The organism is Chthonobacter albigriseus (assembly GCF_013839445.1).
Taxonomy (GTDB): domain Bacteria; phylum Pseudomonadota; class Alphaproteobacteria; order Rhizobiales; family Pleomorphomonadaceae; genus Chthonobacter; species Chthonobacter albigriseus.
Window position 1 is genome coordinate 60962 of record NZ_JACDIT010000007.1, and the last position, 20067, is coordinate 81028.

A 20067-nucleotide genomic window follows, 5' to 3' on the forward strand; every position below is an offset into this window, starting at 1 on the left:
CTCGGGCGATCAGGCCGCGACGGCCTTGCCGGTCTTGGCGGCGGCGACCGACAGACGGGCGGCTTCGGCGAGGGTGGTGGCGGAGATCACGTTGATCCCGCTCTCGTTGATGATCTTGCGGCCTTCGTCGACGTTGGTGCCGGCGAGGCGGACGACGAGCGGCAGGTCGAGGCCGGCGATCTCCACGGCCTTCACCACGCCCTGGGCGACCCAGTCGCAGCGGTTGATGCCGGCGAAGATGTTGACGAGCACGACCTTGACGTTCTTGTCCTGGGTGACCAGGCGGAAGGCCTTGGCGACGCGCTCGGGCGTGGCACCGCCGCCGATGTCGAGGAAGTTGGCCGGGGCGCCGCCTTCGAGCAGGATCATGTCCATTGTGGCCATGGCGAGACCTGCGCCGTTGACGATGCAGCCGACGTCGCCGTCGAGGCCGACGTAGGAGAGGCCGCGGTCGGCGGCTTGCGTCTCGCGCGGATCCTCCTGGCTCTTGTCGCGGAGCTCGGAGATGTCGGGGTGGCGGAACATCGCGTTGTCGTCGAAGCTCATCTTGGCGTCGAGCGCGATCAGCGTGCCCTCGCCGGTGAAGACGAGCGGGTTGATCTCCAGCATCATGCCGTCCTTGTCGCGGAAGGCACGGTAGGCGCCGAGGATCACGCGGGTCGCGTCGGCGACGGCGGTGCCCGGGATGCCGAGCTGGAAGGCGAGTTCGCGGGCCTGGAAGGCCTGCATGCCGACGGCCGGCTCGACCGAGATCTTGACGATCGACTCCGGCTTCTGCTCGGCGACTTCCTCGATGTCCATGCCGCCTTCGGTGGAGCCGATGACGATGACGCGCTGCTCGGCGCGGTCGAGCACGAAGCCGAGGTAGAGCTCCTTGGCGATGTTGACGCCGCCTTCCACGTAGAGGCGGTTCACCATCTTGCCGGCCGGGCCGGACTGGTGGGTGACGAGCTTGCGGCCGAGCATCTTCTCGGCGGCTTCCTCGACCTCGTTCTCCGACTTGCAGACCTTGACGCCGCCGGCCTTGCCGCGGCCGCCGGTGTGGACCTGCGCCTTGACGACCCATACGGAGCCGCCGATCTCGCGGGCGCGGTAGGCGGCCTGCTCGGGGCTGTAGGCGAGGCCGCCCTTGGGGATGGGGACGCCGAACTTGGCCAGGATCTCCTTGGCCTGGTATTCATGGATATCCATCGGTCTCTTCCTCTGGGTCTCGTTGGCGGCGGATCCGGCCCGTTGGCGTGGTCCACCCAGTCCCTCCCCCGGTCAGGAGGGGAGGGCGCTCATCCGTTGATCGAGAGGGGCTTCGCCCCCGTCCTCAGGCCGCCTTGGCGGCCTTGCCCTTCGCCTCGATGGCGTCGGCCACCATGACGATGTTCTGCGCCATGCGGGCGGAGGCCGCGTCGATCAGGCGGCCGTCGAGGGAGGCAGCGCCCTTGCCCTGCGCAGCAGCCTCGTCGAGCGCCACGAGCACGCGGCGGGCGCGGTCCACTTCCGCCGGCGGGGGCGAGAAGACGTCGTTGGCAAGTGCGATCTGGGAGGGGTGGATCGCCCACTTGCCTTCGCAACCGAGCACCGCCGCGCGCTTGGCAGCCTTCACGTAGTCCTCAGGCGAGGAGAAGTCGCCGAACGGGCCGTCGATGGCGCGCAGGCCGTAGGCGCGGCAGGCCGTGACCATGCGGTCGATCGCAGCGTGCCACTGGTCGCCCGGATAGTCCGGGTTGAGGCCGCCGATGACGACGGTGCGCGAGCGGCGCGATGCGGAGAAGTCGGCGACGCCGAAGTGCAGCGCCTCCAGGTTCCGGGCGGCCGCGATCGCCTCCACGTTGGCCATGCCGAGGGTGGTCTCGATCAGGGCTTCGAGGCCGATCTCGTTGGGGATCGACTTGGCCTCGCGGATCTGCGCCACCATGGCCTCGACCATATAGACGTCGCCGGGCACGCCGACCTTGGGGATCAGGATGGTGTCGAGGAACTCGCCGGCCTGCTCCACCACGTCGACGACGTCGCGGTACATCCAGTGGGTGTCGAGGCCGTTGATGCGGACCGAGATGGTCTTGCCCTTGGCGCGCCAGGGCATCTCCTTCAGGGCCTTGATGATGTTCTCGCGGGCCTGGACCTTGTCGTTCGGCGCGACGGCGTCTTCCAGGTCGAGGAAGATGAAGTCGACTTCCGAGTTCAGCGCCTTCTCGAACATCTGCGGGTTGGAGCCCGGCACCGCCAGTTCGGAGCGCTGGACGCGCGTCTTGACGGGTTTGTACTGGGTGAAGCTCATGGATTTCCTCCGGAATTTCTCTGTGGCCGAACCTGCGGCCGGTCCGCTGGTCGCCCTTCGCGGCCTCCCGCGAAGGAGGCCGAAGGGTCTGACGCGGGCAGGGCGGTCGGCTGGATGTCGAATGCGATGCCGGGGCGGACGGGGCGGATCCGGGCGTTCCTCGCGCCCGTCCGCCCCGATCGATCAGGCCGCCGCCGCGGTGATGTTGCGGCGCGAGCCGTAGTAGGCCTGCGCGGCCGCCACGCCGGAGCCGAACTCGATGTCGGCGCCGCAGTCGACCAGGGCCATCTCGGCCGCGGCCACCGCGCCGAGCAGCATCAGCTCGTTGGTGGCGCCGAGGTGGCCGATGCGGAACACCTTGCCGGCGACCTTGTTGAGGCCGACGCCGAAGGACACGCCGTAGCGGCTGTAGGCCTGGCGGACGACCTGGGCGCTGTCGACGTTCGACGGCACCAGGATCGCCGACACCGTGTCGGAGTACCACTTGGGCTCCTTGGCGCAGAGCGTCATGCCCCAGGCCTCGACCGCCTTGCGCACGCCCTCGGCGATGTGGTTGTGGCGGATGAAGACGTTCTCCAGGCCCTCTTCGAAGAGGAGGTCCAGCGAGCAGCGCAGGCCGCGCAGCAGCGTGGTGGCCGGGGTGTAGGGGAAGTAGCCGTCCTTGTTGGTGCGCATCATGTCTTCGAAGGAGAAGAAGCAGCGCGGGAACTTGGACGACTTGTGCGCCTCGAGGGCCTTCTGCGACACGCAGATGATGGCCAGACCCGTCGGCAGCATGAAGCCCTTCTGGGAGCCGGAGACGATGGCGTCGACGCCCCATTCGTCCATGCGGAAGTCGATCGAGGCGACCGAGGACACGCCGTCGACGTAGAGCAGGGCCGGGTGGTTGGCGGCGTCGAGCGCCTTGCGCATGCCGGCGATGTCGGAGGTGACGCCCGTGGCGGTCTCGTTCTGGGTGCCGAGCACGGCCTTGATCTTGTGCTCCTTGTCGGCGGAGAGGATCGCCTCGAACTTTTCGACCGGCACGCCCTCACCCCATTCGACGTCGACCACCTGGGTGTCGAAGCCGAGGCGCTGGCACATGTCGGCCCAGAGCAGGGAGAACTGGCCGAAGGTGGAGATCAGGACCTTGTCGCCGGGGTTCAGCGTGTTGGTCAGAACCGCTTCCCAGCCGCCGGTGCCGGACGCCGGGTAGATGAAGGGCTGGCCCGTTTCGGTCTTGAAGACCTTCTTCAGGTCGGCGAACAGCGGCAGCGTCAGCTTCGGGAAGTCCGGAGCACGCATATCCTCCATCGGAAGGTTCATCGCGCGGCGGACAGGATCCGGGACGTTCGTCGGGCCGGGGATGAAGAGACCGGTATGGTAGCGCATCGTGCTCCTCGAAAGGTCGGCGGCCACGCGGGCCGCGGGTTGTCGGCCAAACCTCGCCCGTTCGGTGTCACGCTGTTTTTTGCGCGACGCCGTTCATGGGGATGCGAGATCGGGTTCCTCCTGGGGCTGAAGGTGCGCGGGTATCGTCCTCGTGAACAGCACGAATTTCTTCACGGGGGCGCTAAGAAAACTGAAGGTGCAGTGCAACAAAATCCCGCCGACGCCAGACGGACGCCGCAGAACAGCGCTTATCATCCGATCTGAACGATTAACTGCGGTGAACCTAATACTGCCCATAGGCGCTGCCTATGATGTTTTCTCTTCACTGCGACAGCCGACCGCAGGACCAATCGCCGATCGACCCACGCGCGGAGCGGACTGGGCGAGCGGACGCGGGCAGGAACAGGGTGAAACAGTGTGATCTCGATCATATTGCCGGCTGCAGCCATGGGTTAGAACCTGGGCCTTGCGCACATTGAATGGCGCGGAGGCGGACGGCATGCGTCGCACCACGGTCGTGATCCTGATCCTGATTCTCCTGGCAGCCGCCGGCGCGGCAGGCTGGATCTACTCCCGGCCACTTACGGTCACCACACAGCTGGCCCGCCACGGCGACGCGGCGGAGCTCGTCTACGCCACGGGCGTGGTGGAGCCGAAACGCTGGGCCAAGGTGACCAGCCTGGTCCGCGAGCGGATCATGGAGGTCTGCGACTGCGAGGGCGAGACGGTCCAGGCAGGGCATCTCCTGGTGCGGCTCGACGACAGTGAGACGCGCGCCAACATGCGCCAGCTGGAAGCCCGGCGGATGCTGGCCAACACCGAGCTCGCGCGCGCCGCCGACCTCCTGGAGCGCAGCGTCGGCAGCCGGCAGACATGGGAGCGCGCCAACGCGGAACTCGCCCAGATCGAGGCCTCGCTCGCGGCCATGCTGGAGCAGGCCAACGACCACCTGATCACCGCTCCGATCGCTGGCCAGGTGCTGCGGCTCGACGCGTCCGTCGGCGAGATCGCCGATCCCGGCGAGGCGCTCGCCTGGGTCGGCAGCGCCCGGCCGCTCGAGGTGGTCGCCGACGTCAACGAGGAGGACATCCCTCGCATCGCGACCGGGCAGAAGGTCCTGCTGAGGTCCGACGCCTTCCCGGGCCAGGTGCTGACGGGCTCCGTCGGCCTGATCACGCCGAAGGGCGACCCGGTCGCCAAGACATATCGGGTCCGGCTGTCGCTGCCCGATGACACGCCGCTCTTCATCGGCATGTCGGTGGATGCAAACGTCGTGGTCAGGGAGGTGAAGAACACGATCGTGGTCCCCTCGGCCGCTCTCTCCGGCAATACCGTCTTCGTCGTCCAGGGGGGCGAGGCCCGGTCTGTGTCCGTCGAGGTGGGGATCCGCGGACTGGAGACCACGGAGATCGTGTCCGGCCTCAAGGGCGACGAGACCGTCGTTTCGCCGCTGCCAGAGGACCTGACGGACGGTGCGAAGGTTGTGGCCACGGAGGGCGGCTCGTGATCCGGCTGCTCCTCGATCTCGCCCTCACGCACATCGCCGGTCGCGGCCGGCAGACGGTGGTGTCCGTCCTCGGTGTTGCCCTCGGCGTCGGCTTCTCGATCGCGATGGCGGCGCTGATGCAGGGTAGCCAGAACGACCTGATCGAGACGCTGGTGGAGGAGTATCCGCACGTGTCGATCAGCGTCGACACCCGCAATCCGCGCCCGCAGCCGGGCGACGAAGCCTATGACGCGACGGCCTACGCCGGCCTGCGGCCGCGCGAGGACCGTCGCGGGATCCTCAACCCGGGCGCGGTGGAGGCGTCGCTGGAAAGCTGGATCCCGGGGCGCCTGGCCGGCACCTTCGGGCTGCAGGCCACCGCAAGGCTTGGCGGCAACGACGTCGGAGTGTCGGTGGTCGGCATCGATCCGGACGGCTACGATGAGGTTTCCACGCTTGGCGAAAACATGGTGCTCGGCCGGCTGGCGGACCTGAAGGCGACAGCCTCGCGTATCGTGATCGGCGACGGCGTGGCCGAGAAACTCGGCGCGCAGATCGGGTCCAACGTGACGATCTCGTCATCGCTCGGCATCTCGCGGGTGTTCAAGGTGGTCGGCATGTTCAACGCGGGTGTCGCGGCAGAGGACGACGTGCTCGTCTACATGCTGCTGAAGAACGCACAGACGCTGGCCGAGCAGCCGTCCGCCATCAACGACATCCGCCTGTCGCTCGACGACCCCTATGCGGCCGACGCCGTGGCGAACCGCGTGGAGAAGACGCTCGGGCTCGACGCCAAGTCCTGGCAGGAGTCCAACCAGTCGCTGCTGGAGGCCATCTTCATCCGCAACGTCATCATGTACACGGTGGTCGGCGCAATCCTGCTCGTCGCAGGGTTCGGCATCTTCAACATCGTCTCCACCATCACCCATGAGAAAGCGCGCGACATCGCCATCCTGAAGTCGCTCGGCTTCAAGGCCGCGGACATGCGCCGGCTGTTCCTGGTGGAGGGCATGGCGATGGGGGCAGCCGGCTCGGTGCTGGGCTGGATCCTCGGTTTCGGACTGTCCAAGCTGCTTGCCACCATCCGTTTCGAGGTGAGGGCGGAGGTGGAGATGACGCACCTGCCGGTCGACATCGACTGGCGGCACTATCTCATCGCGGCGCTGTTCGCGCTGATCTCCGCGGGGATCGCCGGCTATCTCCCGGCCCGCAAGGCGGCGTCGCTGAACCCGGTCGACATCATCCGAGGGGCGACATGACCGCTCCCCTGATCAGCGCCCTCCATGTCACCCGCGTGCTGCCGGGCGTGGTGCCGGTCACGCTGGTGAAGGACGCGACGCTGTCGATCGGGCGGGGCGAGTTCGTCGGCGTCACCGGGCCGTCCGGGTCGGGCAAGTCGTCGCTGCTCTACCTGCTTGGTCTGCTCGACCATCCGACATCCGGCGAGATCGCCATCGACGGCAGAACCACCGCCGGCATGACCGACGACGAGCGCGCCGAGATCCGCCTCGCCACCATCGGCTTCGTGTTCCAGTTCCACTTCCTGCTGCCGGAATTCACCATTCTCGACAACGTGATGATCCCGATGCGGCGGCTCGGACGCCGGAGCGCTTCGGCGATGCGGGCACGGGGGGAGGAGGTGCTTTCCGCGCTCGGCCTCGGCGATCACATGACGAAGCGGCCGGACCAGCTCTCCGGCGGTCAGCGCCAGCGGGTGGCGGTGGCGCGGGCGCTCGCCAACGATCCGCCGCTGATCCTGGCCGACGAGCCCACCGGCTCTCTCGACAGCAAGTCGACCGACGCGGTGTTCAAGATCCTCGACGACATCGTCCGCAAGGACGGACGGACCGTGGTCGCGGTCACGCACGATCTCGACCTCGCCGCGCGCATGCAGCGGCGTATCCACCTGGTCGACGGCATGATCGTCAGCGACGGCGCGTCGGGAGAACTCGATCAGGACAAGGCGCCGCTTACGCAGAATTGAAGCAGCCGCGGCCGACACCGCCTCGCCTTTAACCTCCTCATCGCATATTGGGCTGGAAAGCCTGTCATCCCGAGAGCTTCATGATCGCCGACGTCTCGTTTCTCGCCGCCTTCGTTGCCGGGCTGCTGTCCTTCGTAAGTCCCTGCGTGCTGCCGCTGGTACCGCCCTATCTCGGCTTCCTGGCGGGCGCCACCATCGAGGAACTCGTCGATACCAGCGAGAGCCGGCGGGTCGCCCGGCTGCGCGTGGTCACGGTCGCCGCCTGCTTCGTGCTCGGGTTCGCCACGGTGTTCATCACGCTCGGCGCCACGGCGTCGGTGTTCGGGCAGGTGCTGGCGCGCAACACGCCGTGGCTCGCCACCGTCGCCGGGTTCGTCATCATCTTCATGGGGATGCATTTCCTGGGGCTGTTCCGGCTGCGATTCCTCTATCGCGAGGCGCGGATCCAGGCGCGGGACCTCAAGGCCGGGCCGATGGGAGCCTACCTGATGGGGCTCGCCTTCGCCTTCGGCTGGACGCCGTGCATCGGCCCGATCCTGGCGACGATCCTCGCTGTCGCAGGCTCGCGGGAAACGGTTGGCGACGGGGCGGTGCTGCTGGCGGTGTATTCGGCCGGGCTCGGCGTCCCGTTCATGGCCGCGTCGCTCTTTGCGGCCCGTTTCATGTCGTTCCTGAAGCGGTTCCGCGCGCAGTTCGACAAGGTCGAGAAGGCGATGGGCGCCGTGCTCGTCGTCACCGGCATCTTCTTTCTGACCGGGACGATGCAGACCATCTCCTTCTGGCTGCTGGAGACCTTCCCGGTTCTGGCGCGGCTCGGCTGAGCCGAACCGCTCACAGATCAGGCCTTCTTGGCAAACAAGCCCCTGACGCCACGCCAGACCGGCGCGATGACGTATTGGATGATCGGGATCAGGATGAATCCGACGATCAGGCCGAAGACGCCTGACAGGGCTGCCGTCACCACCCATTCCACGAAGCCCTCGGCTGCCGGCACGGCGTGACCGGCGGCAAGCGCCCAATCGTGGACGAAGTGGCCGATCTCGTCGAAGCCATACTCCTCCAGGCCATGGATGATGATGCCGCCGCCAACCCAGATCATCGCCGCGGTGCCGACGACCCCGAGGATGGCGAGCAGCACCGGCATCCCCTTGACGAGGGAACGGCCCAGCCCGCGCGACAGCGAGCCGAAGGCCGACTGCGAGCCGTTGCGCGCGAGGGCGACGCCGGCGTCGTCCGCCTTCACGATCAGCGCCACCGCTCCGTAGACGGCGAGGGTGATGCCGATGCCGACGACGGCGAGGGTGATCGCCTTGGTCCAGAAGCCGCCTTCGGTGACCGCGGCGAGCGTGATGGCCATGATCTCGGCGGAGAGGATGAAGTCGGTCTTGATCGCACCGGCGATCTTCTGGTCCTCCAAGGTCTCGGCGGTCAGCGACACCGGCTCCAGGTGCGCCTCGTGCTCGTGCGCGCCATGCGGTGCGATCTTTTCGTAGACCTTTTCCGCGCCCTCGTAGGCCAGATAGGCGCCACCCAGCATCAGCAGCGGCGTGATGGCCCACGGCGCGAAGAAGCCGAGCGCCAGGGCGGCGGGCAACAGGAAGATCAGCTTGTTCTTCAACGAGCCGAGCGCGATCTTGCCGACGATGGGCAACTCGCGTTCCGCCGCGAAGCCGGTGACGTAGCGCGGCGTCACCGCCGCGTCGTCGATCACCACGCCGGCGGCCTTGACCCCCGCCTTGGCCGCCTGTCCCGCGATGTCGTCGATGGAAGCCGCGGCCACCTTGGCGAGGCCCGCGATGTCGTCCAGAAGCGCGATCAGTCCGATGCTCACGTGACATCCTTCATCTTGGAACCAGGCCGCCCCCGGGGTTGCGAGAGCTTATACGCGGGCGCGGCCATCAGCGCCAAGGGGGCGCGGTGTCACCCTCTGCCGACAGGCCCGCTCAGATGAACGCAGCGGAAGCTCAGGCGATCCCTTCGCCGGCCTGTCAGCGGGGCCAAAAAAGGTCGATCCTCTGTCGGGCAGGCGGTGCCGGCCGCGTCCTTGGGGCAGATCGTCGGCGGTATCGCGTTTCAGAGGCCGGCTGATCGGTCCAGGGAGGAACCAACGATGTCCGCATTGCAGAGCCCGAACCCGGCGCCTACCTCGATGGTGATCGAAGGCGTCACACCCTACCTGCGGCTGCCGGATGCCGCTGCCGCGTCGGCCTTCTACCAGCAGGCGTTCGGCGCCCGCGAAGTCGCCCGCATCCCGGCCGACGACGGCAAGCGCCTGCTGCACTGCCATCTCCTCGTCAACGACGGCGTGCTGTTCCTGAACGACGCTTTCCCGGAATACGGCTATCCGCTGGAGCCCTACCAGGGCTTCACGCTGCACCTGCAGGTTCCGGAGCCACGGGTCTGGTGGGCGCGTGCGCTCGACGCCGGGTGCACCGTGGAGATGGAGATGCGCAAGGAATTCTGGGGCGACCTGTTCGGCCGTGTCCGCGATCCCTATGGCGTGCTCTGGTCGATCGGCGGCCCCGTGCCGGCAGAAACGGCGTGACCGCGCCTGTCGCGCGTCCTACCATCGCCAGTGAGGAGAGACACCCATGGCCACCCCCGTCGACGTCACGCCCACCGACGACCTCGAGCTCGCGATCTGCCGCATCCTGGACGTTCCCCGCGAGAAGCTGTTCAAGGCCTGGACGACGCCGGAGCTCCTGAAGCAGTTCTGGTGCCCGCTGCCGTGGACGACCCCCGAGGCGCACCTCGATGTGCGAACCGGCGGGTCGAGCGTGGTGGTGATGCGCTCGCCGGAGGGCGAGGAGCAGACCCACCGGGGCGTCTACCTGGAGGTGGTGCCGAACGAGAAGATCGTCTTCACCGACGCCTTCACCTCCGCGTGGGCGCCGTCGGATAAGCCGTTCATGGTCGGGATCATCACCTTCGAGGATGCCGGCGCGGGCCGAACCCGGTACACCGCTCGCGCCCGCCACTGGACGACCGAGGATCGCAACACCCACGACAGAATGGGATTCCACGAAGGGTGGGGCGCTGTCGCGGAGCAGTTGGAGCGTGTCGCCGCGGGGGCTTGAGGGCGGGGGCCGGCATGCCGGCCTCCGTCGTCGCTACATTTCGTTACGATTTCTTACACGCCCGTGAGGACTCCCGTCCTCGCCGGGCCTAGGGTTGTGGACGCCTCGCCGCCGGGTGCCGGACCTCCCGCCGGGCAGCCGGCGCGGCGAATTCCGAAGGCTCCGCATCATGGCTTCTCCCGTCACCGGCTTTCTCTGGCGCTATGCCACACCGTTCACAACCGGGCTCTTCCTCGTTTCGACCATATCCGGCCTGGCGCTCTTCCTGCACATCGGCACCAGCTACTTCCATGAGATGCACGAGATCCTGTCGCTCGTGCTGATCGTGCCGTTCGCGTTCCACCTGTGGCGCAACTGGCCGGCGCTCGTCGGCTACTTCAAGCGCGGCACGATCTGGGTGCCGCTGGCGCTGTCGCTGGCGGTGGCGGTTCCCTTCGCCCTCGAAGGCGCGGGCGCGACGGGCGGCAACCCGGCCCAGCGGTTGATCGGCTCGGTTCAGAAGGCGCCGCTGTCCGAAGTGGCCGCCATCGTCGACGTCGAGGGGCCGGTCCTGATCGAGCGCCTCGCTGCCGCCGGGATCGCCGGCGCTACGCTCGACGACACGATCGCCGGGCTCGCCGCGAAGACGGGACAGGACCGCTTTGCGGTTATGGCCGCGATCAACGGTCCGGCGTCCTGATCCGCTTCGGTCCATGACAACGGCGGAAAGGCGGTGTTCCGGTGCTTCCGGGAGGCCGCCTTTTCGCTTTGTCGGCTGCAAACAAGGGTGCTATAGAGACGCCGCCTCGGGCCCCGGCCGCGAAGCGAGGGAGCTCGTGTCTGGCGGGCGTGGTGGAATTGGTAGACACGCTGGGTTTAGGTTCCAGTGGCGCAAGCCTTGGGGGTTCGAGTCCCTCCGCCCGCACCAAGTCACCGCTTTTCCGCCGCTCGTGCCGGCCCGTCGATGACCGTTCCGGTATGGCTTGCCGCCGTCCGGACCGGCCCAGGCAGACGAATTGGATGCTCGAAGGCCTGTTTCGTCACAGGAGCCGCGGGCTTCTCGACAGGTGCTTCGAAGGACAGGAACGAAAGACCGACCCATGCAGGTGACCGAATCCGCGACCGAGGGGCTGAAGCGCGAGCTCAAGATCGTCGTTCCCGCGACCGAGCTGGCGAACCGCCTCGAAACCTATCTCAACGATCTCAAGGGCCGGGTTCAGATCCGTGGCTTCCGCCCGGGCAAGGTCCCCGTCGGCCACCTGAAGAAGGTGTACGGCAAGTCGGCCATGGCCGAGATCGTCAACACGGTCATCGGCGAGTCCACGGCCAAGGCCGTGGAGGAGCGCAACGAGAAGTCGGCGATGCAGCCGCAGATCGATCTCGCCGACGCCGAGGCCGAGAAGGTCCTGGCCGGTGACGCCGACCTCGCCTTCACCCTCTCCTATGAGGTCATCCCGGCCTTCGAGATCCAGTCCGTGGACGGGATCGCCATCGAGCGCCCGATCGCCGAGATCACCGACGAGGAGATCACCGAGCGGCTGACGCAGATCGGCGAAGGCGCTCGCACCTACGAGCCGCGCGGCAAGACCGCCAAGGCCAAGGACGGCGACCGGCTGACCCTTTCCTACGTCGGCAAGATCGACGGCGAGCCCTTCGAGGGCGGCGCCGACGACAAGGCCTACATCTTCCTCGGCCAGAAGCGCTTCATTCCGGGCTTCGAGGAGCAGCTGGTCGGCGCAAAGACCGGCGAGACGAAGACCATCGAGGTCACCTTCCCCGAGGACTACCCGGCCAAGCATCTGGCCGGCAAGCCGGCCACCTTCGACATCGAGGTGTTCGAGGTCGCGGCGCCCGGCGAGCTGAAGCTCGACGACGACTGGGCCAAGACCCTCGGCATGGAGAGCATCGAGCAGCTGACCGAGGCGGTCCGCAGCCAGATCCAGTCGCAGTACGGCATGCAGACCCGCCAGAAGGTCAAGCGCCAGCTGCTCGACGCGCTCGACAAGCAGTATTCCTTCGACCTGCCGCCGACGCTGGTCGCCCAGGAGTTCGAGATCATCTGGCGTCAGGTCACCGAGGAGATGGCCCGCACGGGCAAGACCTTCGAGGACGAGGAGACCACCGAGGAGAAGGCGCGCGCGGAGTACATGACGATCGCGCAGCGCCGCGTCCGCCTCGGCCTGGTGCTCTCCAAGATCGGAGAGGAGAACAAGATCCAGGTGACCGAGCAGGAACTGCAGCGCGCCCTGATCGACCGGGCCCGCCAGTTCCCGGGCCAGGAGCGCGCCGTGTTCGAGTACTACCGCAAGGACCCGAACGCGCTCGCCACCCTGCAGGCGCCGGTGTTCGAGGAGAAGGTCGTCGACCACCTGCTCACCCAGGTGAAGGTCGAGGACAAGACCGTCTCCAAGGACGAACTCTTCAAGGACGACGAGGAAGAGGCCGCCTAAGGCGCCCCTCTCCCTGCCAAGATCCGACAGCCGGCCGGGGAGGCGACTCCCCGGCCGGTCTGCTTTCGTCCAGGGCGGGCTCATGCTGCGGCGCAGCGGGTGATTCCCGGCGATTCTCTCTATCGGGTGCCGCGGCCCTGTTGCAGGCTGCGGCAATTGGGTCCGGCGCGGCGGTTGCGGAGGCCCAGCCAGGGGGCAGGGTGGCGGTTGCCCCTTCTCTTTTCCAACCTGCCGTCCCATATGTGGAATTCGTTGGCGCCCGCCGCCCTGGGGCACGGCGCATCGGCGCGCGAAGCGCGCGTTTTGTTTGGCCCCATGCACCGAAAATTCAGCGAGGCCGGTGTAGCCAAGGGGCGAGCCGGGATGTAACGATCCCCATAAAGGCGATTTGCATTCGCGAAGGTGCCGCCGCCGGCAGGTTGCGGAGCCCACCGAAGATCGAGGCCGAGGAGTGGCATGAAGGACCCCGTCGATTTCACCATGAGCAATCTCGTCCCGATGGTCGTCGAGCAGACGAACCGCGGCGAGCGGGCCTATGACATCTTCTCGCGGCTCCTCAAGGAGCGGATCATCTTCATCACGGGCGGCATCGACGACGGCGTCGCCACGCTGGTGTGCGCACAGCTCCTGTTCCTGGAATCGGAGAATCCGAACAAGGAGATCGCTCTCTACATCAACTCGCCTGGCGGTTATGTGACGTCGGGCCTGGCGATCTACGACACCATGCAGTTCATCCGCCCCAAGGTGTCGACGCTCTGCATCGGCCAGGCGGCCTCGATGGGCTCGCTGCTGCTTTGCGCCGGCGAGAAGGGCATGCGCTTTACGCTGCCGAACTCGCGCATCATGGTCCATCAGCCGTCCGGCGGCTTCCGCGGGCAGGCGGCCGACATCATGCTGCACGCGCAGGAGATCCTGAAGCTGAAGCGCAGGCTCAACGAGATTTACGTGAAGCACACCGGGCAGGACCTGAAGACCGTGGAGGATGCGCTGGAGCGCGACAACTTCATGGACGCCTATGCGGCGAAGACCTTCGGCCTCGTCGACGACGTGATCGAAAGCCGCGTCGGCCTGGAAGCGGGCGCGGCGCGCTGAGGGCAGCGGGCGCACGCCGGACCTTCCCGAACGGTGCAGGGATCCGGCGAGGGTGCCGCGGCGTTCAGGAGATAACGCCGTCCGTCCCGGTGGTCGGACGGGTGGTGGTGAGATGTTAAGGGTATCTTGATCCCTCGACCGCCAGCATGCAGAGATTAGCGTAGATTTCAGTATGCAGGCTTAGACAAGGGGTTGGGGAACGGCAGCCCGGCGCAACGGGAAAGCCGCGCGGAGAGCGGGGCGTTCTGGAGCAAGGGGTTGGCTAGGACGGACTCCCGTCCGACAACCGAGCAGGAACGATTTGGATGACCAAGGTCAGCGGCGGCGAGTCGAAGAACACGCTCTACTGTTCGTTCTGCGGCAAGAGCCAGCATGAAGTCCGCAAACTCATCGCGGGCCCGACGGTGTTCATCTGCGACGAGTGCGTCGAACTCTGCATGGACATCATCCGTGAGGAGTCGAAGTCCAACCTCGTGAAGTCGCGGGACGGCGTTCCGACGCCGGAGGACATCCGTAAGGTTCTCGACGATTACGTGATCGGTCAGGACAAGGCCAAGAAGGTCCTGTCGGTGGCGGTCCACAACCACTACAAGCGCCTGAACCACGCCGCCAAGAACAACGACGTGGAGCTGGCCAAGTCCAACATCCTGCTGATCGGCCCGACCGGTTGCGGCAAGACGCTGCTCGCGCAGACGCTCGCCCGCATCATCGACGTGCCCTTCACGATGGCGGACGCCACCACGCTCACCGAAGCCGGCTATGTCGGCGAGGACGTGGAGAACATCATCCTGAAGCTGCTGCAGGCCGCCGACTACAATGTCGAGCGGGCGCAGCGCGGCATCGTCTACATCGACGAGGTCGACAAGATCAGCCGCAAGTCGGACAACCCCTCGATCACCAGGGACGTGTCGGGCGAGGGCGTACAGCAGGCCCTCCTGAAGATCATGGAAGGCACGGTCGCGTCCGTGCCGCCGCAGGGCGGCCGCAAGCATCCCCAGCAGGAGTTCCTGCAGGTCGACACCACGAACATCCTCTTCATCTGCGGCGGCGCGTTCGCCGGGCTGGAGAAGATCATCTCGGCCCGCGGCAAGTCCACCTCGATCGGCTTCAAGGCCCAGGTCTCCGCGCCGGAGGACCGCCGGACCGGCGAACTCTTCCGCGAAGTGGAGCCGGAGGATCTCCTGAAGTTCGGCCTCATCCCCGAGTTCGTCGGCCGTCTGCCCGTTCTGGCGACGCTGGAGGACCTCGACGAGGACGCACTCGTCACCATCCTCACCGGTCCGAAGAACGCGCTGGTCAAGCAGTACCAGCGCCTGTTCGAGATGGAAGACGTCGAGCTCACCTTCCAGGACGAAGCGCTGAAGGCGATCGCCCGCCGCGCCATCGAGCGCAAGACCGGCGCCCGCGGCCTCCGGTCGATCATGGAGGCCATCCTGCTCGACACCATGTACGAACTGCCGTCGCTGGGCAGCGTGCGCGAGGTGGTGGTCAGCCAGGACGTGGTCGACGGTCGCGCGCGGCCGATCTACGTGCATTCGGAGCCGCTCGCCGAAACCGGCACGAGCGCCTGACCAGGGCAGCGGACGGGCGGATCACCGCCCGTTCACACCCGCTCGACCGGCATCGGCGCGATCCCGGGCGAGGCTTGAAATGGACGCCGCCGCGGCACATGTATCGTTTCGACGCGGCAACGCCTGAAACACGAACAGGCGGTTCGGCGATGCGCCTCTCCCGGGCATCGCGGAACCGGCCTCGAACAAGGTCGAAAGCCGGGCGATCCGGCCTCCTTCCCCAGTAGCGCGTTTCTGTACGAAGAGCTTCAAAGGTCGAAGTCCGGCCCTCCTCCCGCCGAGTTCGCGTCGACCAAAGGCCGTCCAGCCGCCTTTCCCCAGAAGAAGGCACCGGACGGGCCGTTCAGAAAGGATACCACTGCGATGACCGCTTCCTCCCACGCGCCCGGTCACGAAAAGGATGTCTTCCCGGTCCTGCCCCTGCGCGACATCGTCGTCTTCCCGCATATGATCGTGCCGCTGTTCGTCGGCCGCGAGAAGTCGATCCGCGCCCTCGAAGAGGTGATGACCGCGGACAAGCAGATCCTGCTCGCCACCCAGAAGAACGCCGGCGACGACGATCCGATGCCCGGCGCCATCTTCGACGTCGGCACGCTCGCGACGGTGCTGCAGCTGCTCAAGCTTCCCGACGGCACCGTCAAGGTGCTGGTGGAGGGCGGCAAGCGCGCCAAGATCACCCGCTATCTCGACCGCTCGGAGTATTTCGAGGCCGAGGCGTCGCTGCTCGACGAGGATCATGGCGATCGCGTCGAGGTCGAGGCGCTGGCCCGCTCGGTGGTGGCCGAGTTCGACAACTACGTGAAGCTCAACAAGAAGGTCTCGCCCGAGGTGCTCGGCACCATCGGCCAGATCGACGACTATTCCAAGCTCGCCGACACCGTCGCCTCGCATCTCGCCGTCAAGATCGGCGAGAAGCAGGAGATCCTGGCGCTCACCAGCGTCACGGAGCGGTTGGAGCGCGTGCTCGGCCTGATGGAGAGCGAGATCTCCGTCCTGCAGGTGGAGAAGCGCATCCGCTCGCGCGTCAAGCGCCAGATGGAGAAGACCCAGCGCGAGTACTACCTCAACGAGCAGATGAAGGCGATCCAGAAGGAGCTGGGCGACGGCGAGGAAGGCCGTGACGAGCTGGCCGAGCTGGAAGAGCGCATCAACAAGACCAAGCTGACCAAGGAAGCCCGGGAGAAGGCGCTCGGCGAGCTGAAGAAGCTGCGCCAGATGAGCCCGATGTCGGCCGAGGCGACGGTGGTGCGCAACTACCTCGACTGGCTGCTCGGGATTCCCTGGAAGCAGCGCTCCAAGGTCAAGAACGACCTTGGCTACGCGGAGAAGGTGCTCGGCGACGACCACTTCGGCCTGGAGAAGGTCAAGGAGCGGATCATCGAGTATCTGGCCGTGCAGTCGCGCGCCAACAAGCTGAAGGGGCCGATCATCTGCCTCGTCGGCCCTCCGGGCGTCGGCAAGACGTCGCTCGCCAAGTCGATCGCCAAGGCGACCGGCCGTGAGTATGTCCGCATGTCGCTCGGCGGCGTGCGCGACGAGGCCGAGATCCGCGGCCACCGGCGCACCTACATCGGCTCGATGCCCGGCAAGGTCATCCAGTCGATGAAGAAGGCGAAGAAGTCCAACCCGCTCTTCCTGCTCGACGAGATCGACAAGATGGGCATGGACTTCCGCGGCGATCCGTCGTCGGCGCTCTTGGAGGTGCTGGATCCGGAGCAGAACTCCACGTTCATGGACCACTACCTTGAGGTCGAGTACGACCTGTCGGACGTGATGTTCGTGACCACGGCGAACACGCTGAACATCCCGGCGCCGCTGATGGACCGCATGGAGATCATCCGCATCGCCGGCTACACCGAGGACGAAAAGGTGGAGATCGCAAAGCGGCACCTGCTGCCGAAGGCGATCAACGACCACGGCCTCAGGAAGGGCGAGTACGAAATCACCGAGGAGGCGATCCGCCACGTGATCCGGCGCTACACCCGTGAAGCGGGCGTGCGCAACCTCGATCGCGAGATGATGACGCTCGCCCGCAAGGCGGTGACCGAGCTGCTTCGCAATCGCGGGGAGGGTGCGGCCGTGTCCGTCACGGTGACGCCGGACAAGGTCGAGCAGTATCTCGGCGTGCCGCGCTACCGCTACGGCGAGGCCGAGACGGACGCCCAGGTCGGCGTCGTCACGGGCCTGGCGTGGACCGAGGTCGGCGGCGAGCTCCTGACGATCGAAGCCGTCCAGCTGCCCGGCAAGGGCCGCATGACGGTGACGGGCAACCTGCGCGACGTGATGAAGGAATCGATCTCGGCGGCGGCGTCCTACGTCCGCTCGCGGGCGATCGACTTCGGCATCGAGCCGCCGCTGTTCGACAAGCGCGACATCCACGTGCACGTGCCGGAAGGCGCGACGCCGAAGGATGGACCGTCGGCGGGCATCGCGATGGTGACCTCCATCGTGTCGGTGATGACCGGCATTCCGATTCGCCACGACGTGGCGATGACGGGCGAGATCACGCTGCGCGGCCGTGTGCTGCCGATCGGCGGTCTCAAGGAGAAGCTGCTGGCCGCACATCGGGGCGGGATCAAGACTGTCATGATCCCGGAAGAGAACGCGAAGGACCTCGCGGATATTCCGGACAACGTGAAGAGCGGTCTCGACATCATCCCCGTCGCCCGGATGGACGAGGTTCTGCGCAACGCGCTGACGCGGATGCCGGAGCCGATCGAGTGGGACGAATCGAAAATGCCTGCGCCGGCGACGACCGGGCTGGAAGATGATCCCACCGCCGTCACCGCACACTAAAAAATAGTCTGATTTGAAGCATTGGCCCCGGCGATCACTCGCCGGGGCTTTTTCGTCACGAGAGGCGGGAAACCGCGATTTTTCGGGCGATCGCCTCTTGCAATCCGGCTGATTTCCGGGAAACGTGCCGGCCGGAGCGGCGGCCGTAAGGGTCGCCTCCGCGAGAGATCGAAAAGGGATTTCGACATGAACAAGAACGATCTGGTCACGCAGGTCGCCGAGAAGGCCTCGCTCACGAAGGCGCAGGCCGGCGAAGCGGTTGATGCGGTTTTCGACGTCATCAGCGGCGCTCTCAAGGCCGGTGACGAAGTGCGCATCGTCGGCTTCGGCAACTTTGTGGTGACCGAGCGTGCCGCCACCAAGGGCCGCAATCCGCAGACGAAGGAAGAGATCGACATTCCGGCCTCCAAGCAGCCGAAGTTCCGCGCAGGCAAGGGCCTCAAGGACGCGGTGAACGGCTGATCGGTGGGAATGACTTTGCCGTTTCGGCGAAGCCATCGTTGCGTTGCGGGCGGTACGGATCCGATCGGGCTCCGACCGCCCGTTGTTTTTGGTGGTGATCACCGGCTTGCCAAGCCTGGCGCCAGAGCCTAAACGGATCGCACGCAGCCGGGCCCGTATCCCGGCCGCGGCGGCAGGGTCCCCAAGGGGCCGGAAAAGCCGCCGAAGGCCGGACAGCGGGCCCGCGGTGCAGGGATCCGCCGACCGCTGCGGCGCGCGGATCGGACGCGGGGTTAGCTCAGTGGTAGAGCGGCTGCTTTACACGCAGCGGGTCGGCGGTTCGAACCCGTCACCCCGCACCATTCCTTTCCTCGGACAGAGCGCCTGACCGTCCAGCGGCGTCCGGCAGTGGAGAGAAACCGAGGCCGGTTCGCACTGGGACGTTTCCGACCAATCGGAGAATCGCTCCGAACGGGAAGAAATCCGCGGCGCTCCGGTGCTCGCTCGATAGGCTGGGCCGCGCCTGCCTGGAATGGCATCGTCAGGCCATGCGACGCCCGCGCCCGGTCCCGAACCGACGCACGCGGATCTCCTGCGGAAGGTCGGCGGGAGAGGCGCGTAGTGCTTGATTTCTCGTGATAATCCCCTCTCTGGCGCGGATCGGAAAAAGGGCGCTTGACTTCCCCCGCCCGTTCCCATACTTCAACGCCACCGACGGCGAACGACACGCGGCACTGACGCAAATCGATCGCCAATCGCCCGAGCGGGGGTGTAGCTCAGTCGGTTAGAGTGCCGGCCTGTCACGCCGGAGGTCGCGGGTTCGAGCCCCGTCACTCCCGCCACTTTTTCTCCTTCTCCCCGTCAGGGATACGCGCCACGTCCGTGGATCCCATCCGTTTGCAGTTGCGAACGGGCTTGCGTTCCGGCGGCCTCGTCCCGCACCGATTCGCCGAAGGCGGCCAATCGGTTGCAGCGGATTTTGCTGTTGCGAACACGTGCCGGGCCGGCGACTTGTCCATTGCTGCAGCAGCATAGGAAAACCGCAAAAGGTCGGAACAGTTTATCCCGCATGCATTGGTGCTGCCGATGCGTTGGCCTGTGAAGACGGGGAAATATTCAACGGCTCTACTTTGAGAACGGGCCCGGTCCAGGCGATGAATTTTAGGAGATCTGTTTACATTATCGAAACCATACGGGCCGACCCTGTCCTCAACAACTGGCGAACATGTAAGGAGCACGCCATGGACGTTGGAGAAGACGGGGGGGCCGGGCGCCCTCCCGCACGACGCGCCACTCCCTCCGGGGTACTGGAGATCGTTGCTGCCTGGTTCGCGCTGGCGGTGTTCGTCTTTTGCGTGGTGGTCTATGCCGCCGGGCAGGGTTTGGCGGCATTGAAGATGCGCCCAGGCGATCGCGCTCAGCCGAGCTGGCCGGCTGCCATGCGACCCAGGAGCCTGCCCGAGCCGCGCCTGAGGACCGCGTCGGTGATCCGCCCGGTGCCGATCATCCAGCGTAAGCCGGACCGCTATCACCACCGCCCGTAACCGG

Annotated in this window: 17 protein-coding genes and 3 tRNA genes; 16 read left to right on the top strand and 4 right to left on the bottom strand. The window is 66.5% G+C overall.

What is annotated here, in order from left to right; genetic code table 11:
• Positions 1-9: 9 nt before the first annotated feature.
• The 3 genes from HZ321_RS16975 to HZ321_RS16985 form a co-directional block, all read right to left on the bottom strand.
• Complete coding sequence (locus HZ321_RS16975) at positions 10-1191, bottom strand: malate--CoA ligase subunit beta (protein ID WP_181703587.1); 1182 nt, start codon at positions 1189-1191, stop codon at positions 10-12.
• A gap of 124 nt (positions 1192-1315) precedes the next feature.
• Positions 1316-2272, bottom strand: coding sequence for an HpcH/HpaI aldolase/citrate lyase family protein (locus tag HZ321_RS16980; protein ID WP_181703588.1), 957 nt, complete (start codon positions 2270-2272; stop codon positions 1316-1318).
• Positions 2273-2455: 183 nt separating this feature from the next.
• Positions 2456-3643, bottom strand: a complete 1188-nt coding sequence (locus HZ321_RS16985) for an aminotransferase class V-fold PLP-dependent enzyme (protein WP_181703589.1) — start codon at positions 3641-3643, stop codon at positions 2456-2458.
• A 499-nt stretch (positions 3644-4142) separates the two neighbouring features.
• Between HZ321_RS16985 and HZ321_RS16990 the strand changes: the two genes are divergently transcribed.
• From HZ321_RS16990 to HZ321_RS17005, 4 genes are all read left to right on the top strand, one after another.
• Positions 4143-5150: an efflux RND transporter periplasmic adaptor subunit gene (locus HZ321_RS16990; RefSeq protein ID WP_181703590.1), complete on the top strand. Its 1008-nt coding sequence runs from the start codon at positions 4143-4145 to the stop codon at positions 5148-5150.
• Positions 5150-6388: an FtsX-like permease family protein gene (locus tag HZ321_RS16995; RefSeq protein ID WP_181703718.1), complete on the top strand. Its 1239-nt coding sequence runs from the start codon at positions 5150-5152 to the stop codon at positions 6386-6388. The genes HZ321_RS16990 and HZ321_RS16995 overlap by 1 nt, the downstream gene beginning before the upstream one ends.
• On the top strand, positions 6385-7113 hold the full coding sequence (locus HZ321_RS17000) for an ABC transporter ATP-binding protein (RefSeq protein WP_181703591.1): 729 nt from the start codon (positions 6385-6387) through the stop codon (positions 7111-7113). The genes HZ321_RS16995 and HZ321_RS17000 overlap by 4 nt, the downstream gene beginning before the upstream one ends.
• 80 nt (positions 7114-7193) lie before the next feature.
• Positions 7194-7934, top strand: a complete 741-nt coding sequence (locus HZ321_RS17005; RefSeq protein WP_181703592.1) for a cytochrome c biogenesis CcdA family protein — start codon at positions 7194-7196, stop codon at positions 7932-7934.
• Positions 7935-7951: 17 nt separating this feature from the next.
• Here HZ321_RS17005 and HZ321_RS17010 read toward each other — a convergent pair whose 3' ends face one another.
• Positions 7952-8944: a DUF808 family protein gene (locus tag HZ321_RS17010; RefSeq protein WP_181703593.1), complete on the bottom strand. Its 993-nt coding sequence runs from the start codon at positions 8942-8944 to the stop codon at positions 7952-7954.
• Between the two features lie 279 nt (positions 8945-9223).
• On the opposite strand from HZ321_RS17010, the gene HZ321_RS17015 reads away from it, so the two are divergent.
• From HZ321_RS17015 to HZ321_RS17070, 12 genes are all read left to right on the top strand, one after another.
• The gene (locus tag HZ321_RS17015; protein ID WP_181703594.1) at positions 9224-9658 is read left to right on the top strand and encodes a VOC family protein; all 435 of its coding nucleotides are present in this window, start codon (positions 9224-9226) and stop codon (positions 9656-9658) included.
• Positions 9659-9704: 46 nt separating this feature from the next.
• Positions 9705-10190: an SRPBCC family protein gene (locus tag HZ321_RS17020; RefSeq protein WP_181703595.1), complete on the top strand. Its 486-nt coding sequence runs from the start codon at positions 9705-9707 to the stop codon at positions 10188-10190.
• A gap of 169 nt (positions 10191-10359) precedes the next feature.
• Positions 10360-10869, top strand: coding sequence for a DUF4405 domain-containing protein (locus HZ321_RS17025; protein ID WP_181703596.1), 510 nt, complete (start codon positions 10360-10362; stop codon positions 10867-10869).
• Positions 10870-11012: 143 nt separating this feature from the next.
• Positions 11013-11097 (top strand) — tRNA-Leu (locus tag HZ321_RS17030).
• Positions 11098-11269: 172 nt separating this feature from the next.
• A complete protein-coding gene (tig, locus tag HZ321_RS17035; RefSeq protein WP_181703597.1) occupies positions 11270-12619 on the top strand; it encodes a trigger factor in 1350 nt (449 codons plus the stop codon).
• A 456-nt stretch (positions 12620-13075) separates the two neighbouring features.
• On the top strand, positions 13076-13711 hold the full coding sequence (locus HZ321_RS17040) for an ATP-dependent Clp protease proteolytic subunit (RefSeq protein ID WP_181703598.1): 636 nt from the start codon (positions 13076-13078) through the stop codon (positions 13709-13711).
• 305 nt (positions 13712-14016) lie between these two features.
• Complete coding sequence (gene clpX, locus HZ321_RS17045) at positions 14017-15282, top strand: ATP-dependent Clp protease ATP-binding subunit ClpX (RefSeq protein WP_181703599.1); 1266 nt, start codon at positions 14017-14019, stop codon at positions 15280-15282.
• 363 nt (positions 15283-15645) lie between these two features.
• Complete coding sequence (gene lon, locus HZ321_RS17050) at positions 15646-18078, top strand: endopeptidase La (RefSeq protein ID WP_181703600.1); 2433 nt, start codon at positions 15646-15648, stop codon at positions 18076-18078.
• 21 nt (positions 18079-18099) lie between these two features.
• Positions 18100-18540 (top strand): HU family DNA-binding protein, encoded by a 441-nt coding sequence (locus HZ321_RS17055; RefSeq protein WP_425305415.1) that lies wholly within the window; start codon positions 18100-18102, stop codon positions 18538-18540.
• 266 nt (positions 18541-18806) lie between these two features.
• Positions 18807-18881, top strand: a tRNA-Val gene (locus tag HZ321_RS17060).
• A 403-nt stretch (positions 18882-19284) separates the two neighbouring features.
• Positions 19285-19361 (top strand) — tRNA-Asp (locus HZ321_RS17065).
• Positions 19362-19760: 399 nt separating this feature from the next.
• Positions 19761-20063: a hypothetical protein gene (locus tag HZ321_RS17070; protein WP_181703602.1), complete on the top strand. Its 303-nt coding sequence runs from the start codon at positions 19761-19763 to the stop codon at positions 20061-20063.
• Positions 20064-20067: the final 4 nt, after the last annotated feature.

Bases quoted from the DNA above. Each gene is read 5' to 3' on its own strand.
- HZ321_RS16975 (WP_181703587.1), bottom strand. From the start codon at position 1,191: ATGGATATCCATGAATACCAGGCCAAGGAGATCCTGGCCAAGTTCGGC.
- HZ321_RS16980 (WP_181703588.1), bottom strand. From the start codon at position 2,272: ATGAGCTTCACCCAGTACAAACCCGTCAAGACGCGCGTCCAGCGCTCC.
- HZ321_RS16985 (WP_181703589.1), bottom strand. From the start codon at position 3,643: ATGCGCTACCATACCGGTCTCTTCATCCCCGGCCCGACGAACGTCCCG.
- HZ321_RS16990 (WP_181703590.1), top strand. From the start codon at position 4,143: ATGCGTCGCACCACGGTCGTGATCCTGATCCTGATTCTCCTGGCAGCC.
- HZ321_RS17000 (WP_181703591.1), top strand. From the start codon at position 6,385: ATGACCGCTCCCCTGATCAGCGCCCTCCATGTCACCCGCGTGCTGCCG.
- HZ321_RS17005 (WP_181703592.1), top strand. From the start codon at position 7,194: ATGATCGCCGACGTCTCGTTTCTCGCCGCCTTCGTTGCCGGGCTGCTG.
- HZ321_RS17015 (WP_181703594.1), top strand. From the start codon at position 9,224: ATGTCCGCATTGCAGAGCCCGAACCCGGCGCCTACCTCGATGGTGATC.
- HZ321_RS17020 (WP_181703595.1), top strand. From the start codon at position 9,705: ATGGCCACCCCCGTCGACGTCACGCCCACCGACGACCTCGAGCTCGCG.
- HZ321_RS17025 (WP_181703596.1), top strand. From the start codon at position 10,360: ATGGCTTCTCCCGTCACCGGCTTTCTCTGGCGCTATGCCACACCGTTC.
- tig (WP_181703597.1), top strand. From the start codon at position 11,270: ATGCAGGTGACCGAATCCGCGACCGAGGGGCTGAAGCGCGAGCTCAAG.
- HZ321_RS17040 (WP_181703598.1), top strand. From the start codon at position 13,076: ATGAAGGACCCCGTCGATTTCACCATGAGCAATCTCGTCCCGATGGTC.
- clpX (WP_181703599.1), top strand. From the start codon at position 14,017: ATGACCAAGGTCAGCGGCGGCGAGTCGAAGAACACGCTCTACTGTTCG.
- lon (WP_181703600.1), top strand. From the start codon at position 15,646: ATGACCGCTTCCTCCCACGCGCCCGGTCACGAAAAGGATGTCTTCCCG.
- HZ321_RS17070 (WP_181703602.1), top strand. From the start codon at position 19,761: ATGGACGTTGGAGAAGACGGGGGGGCCGGGCGCCCTCCCGCACGACGC.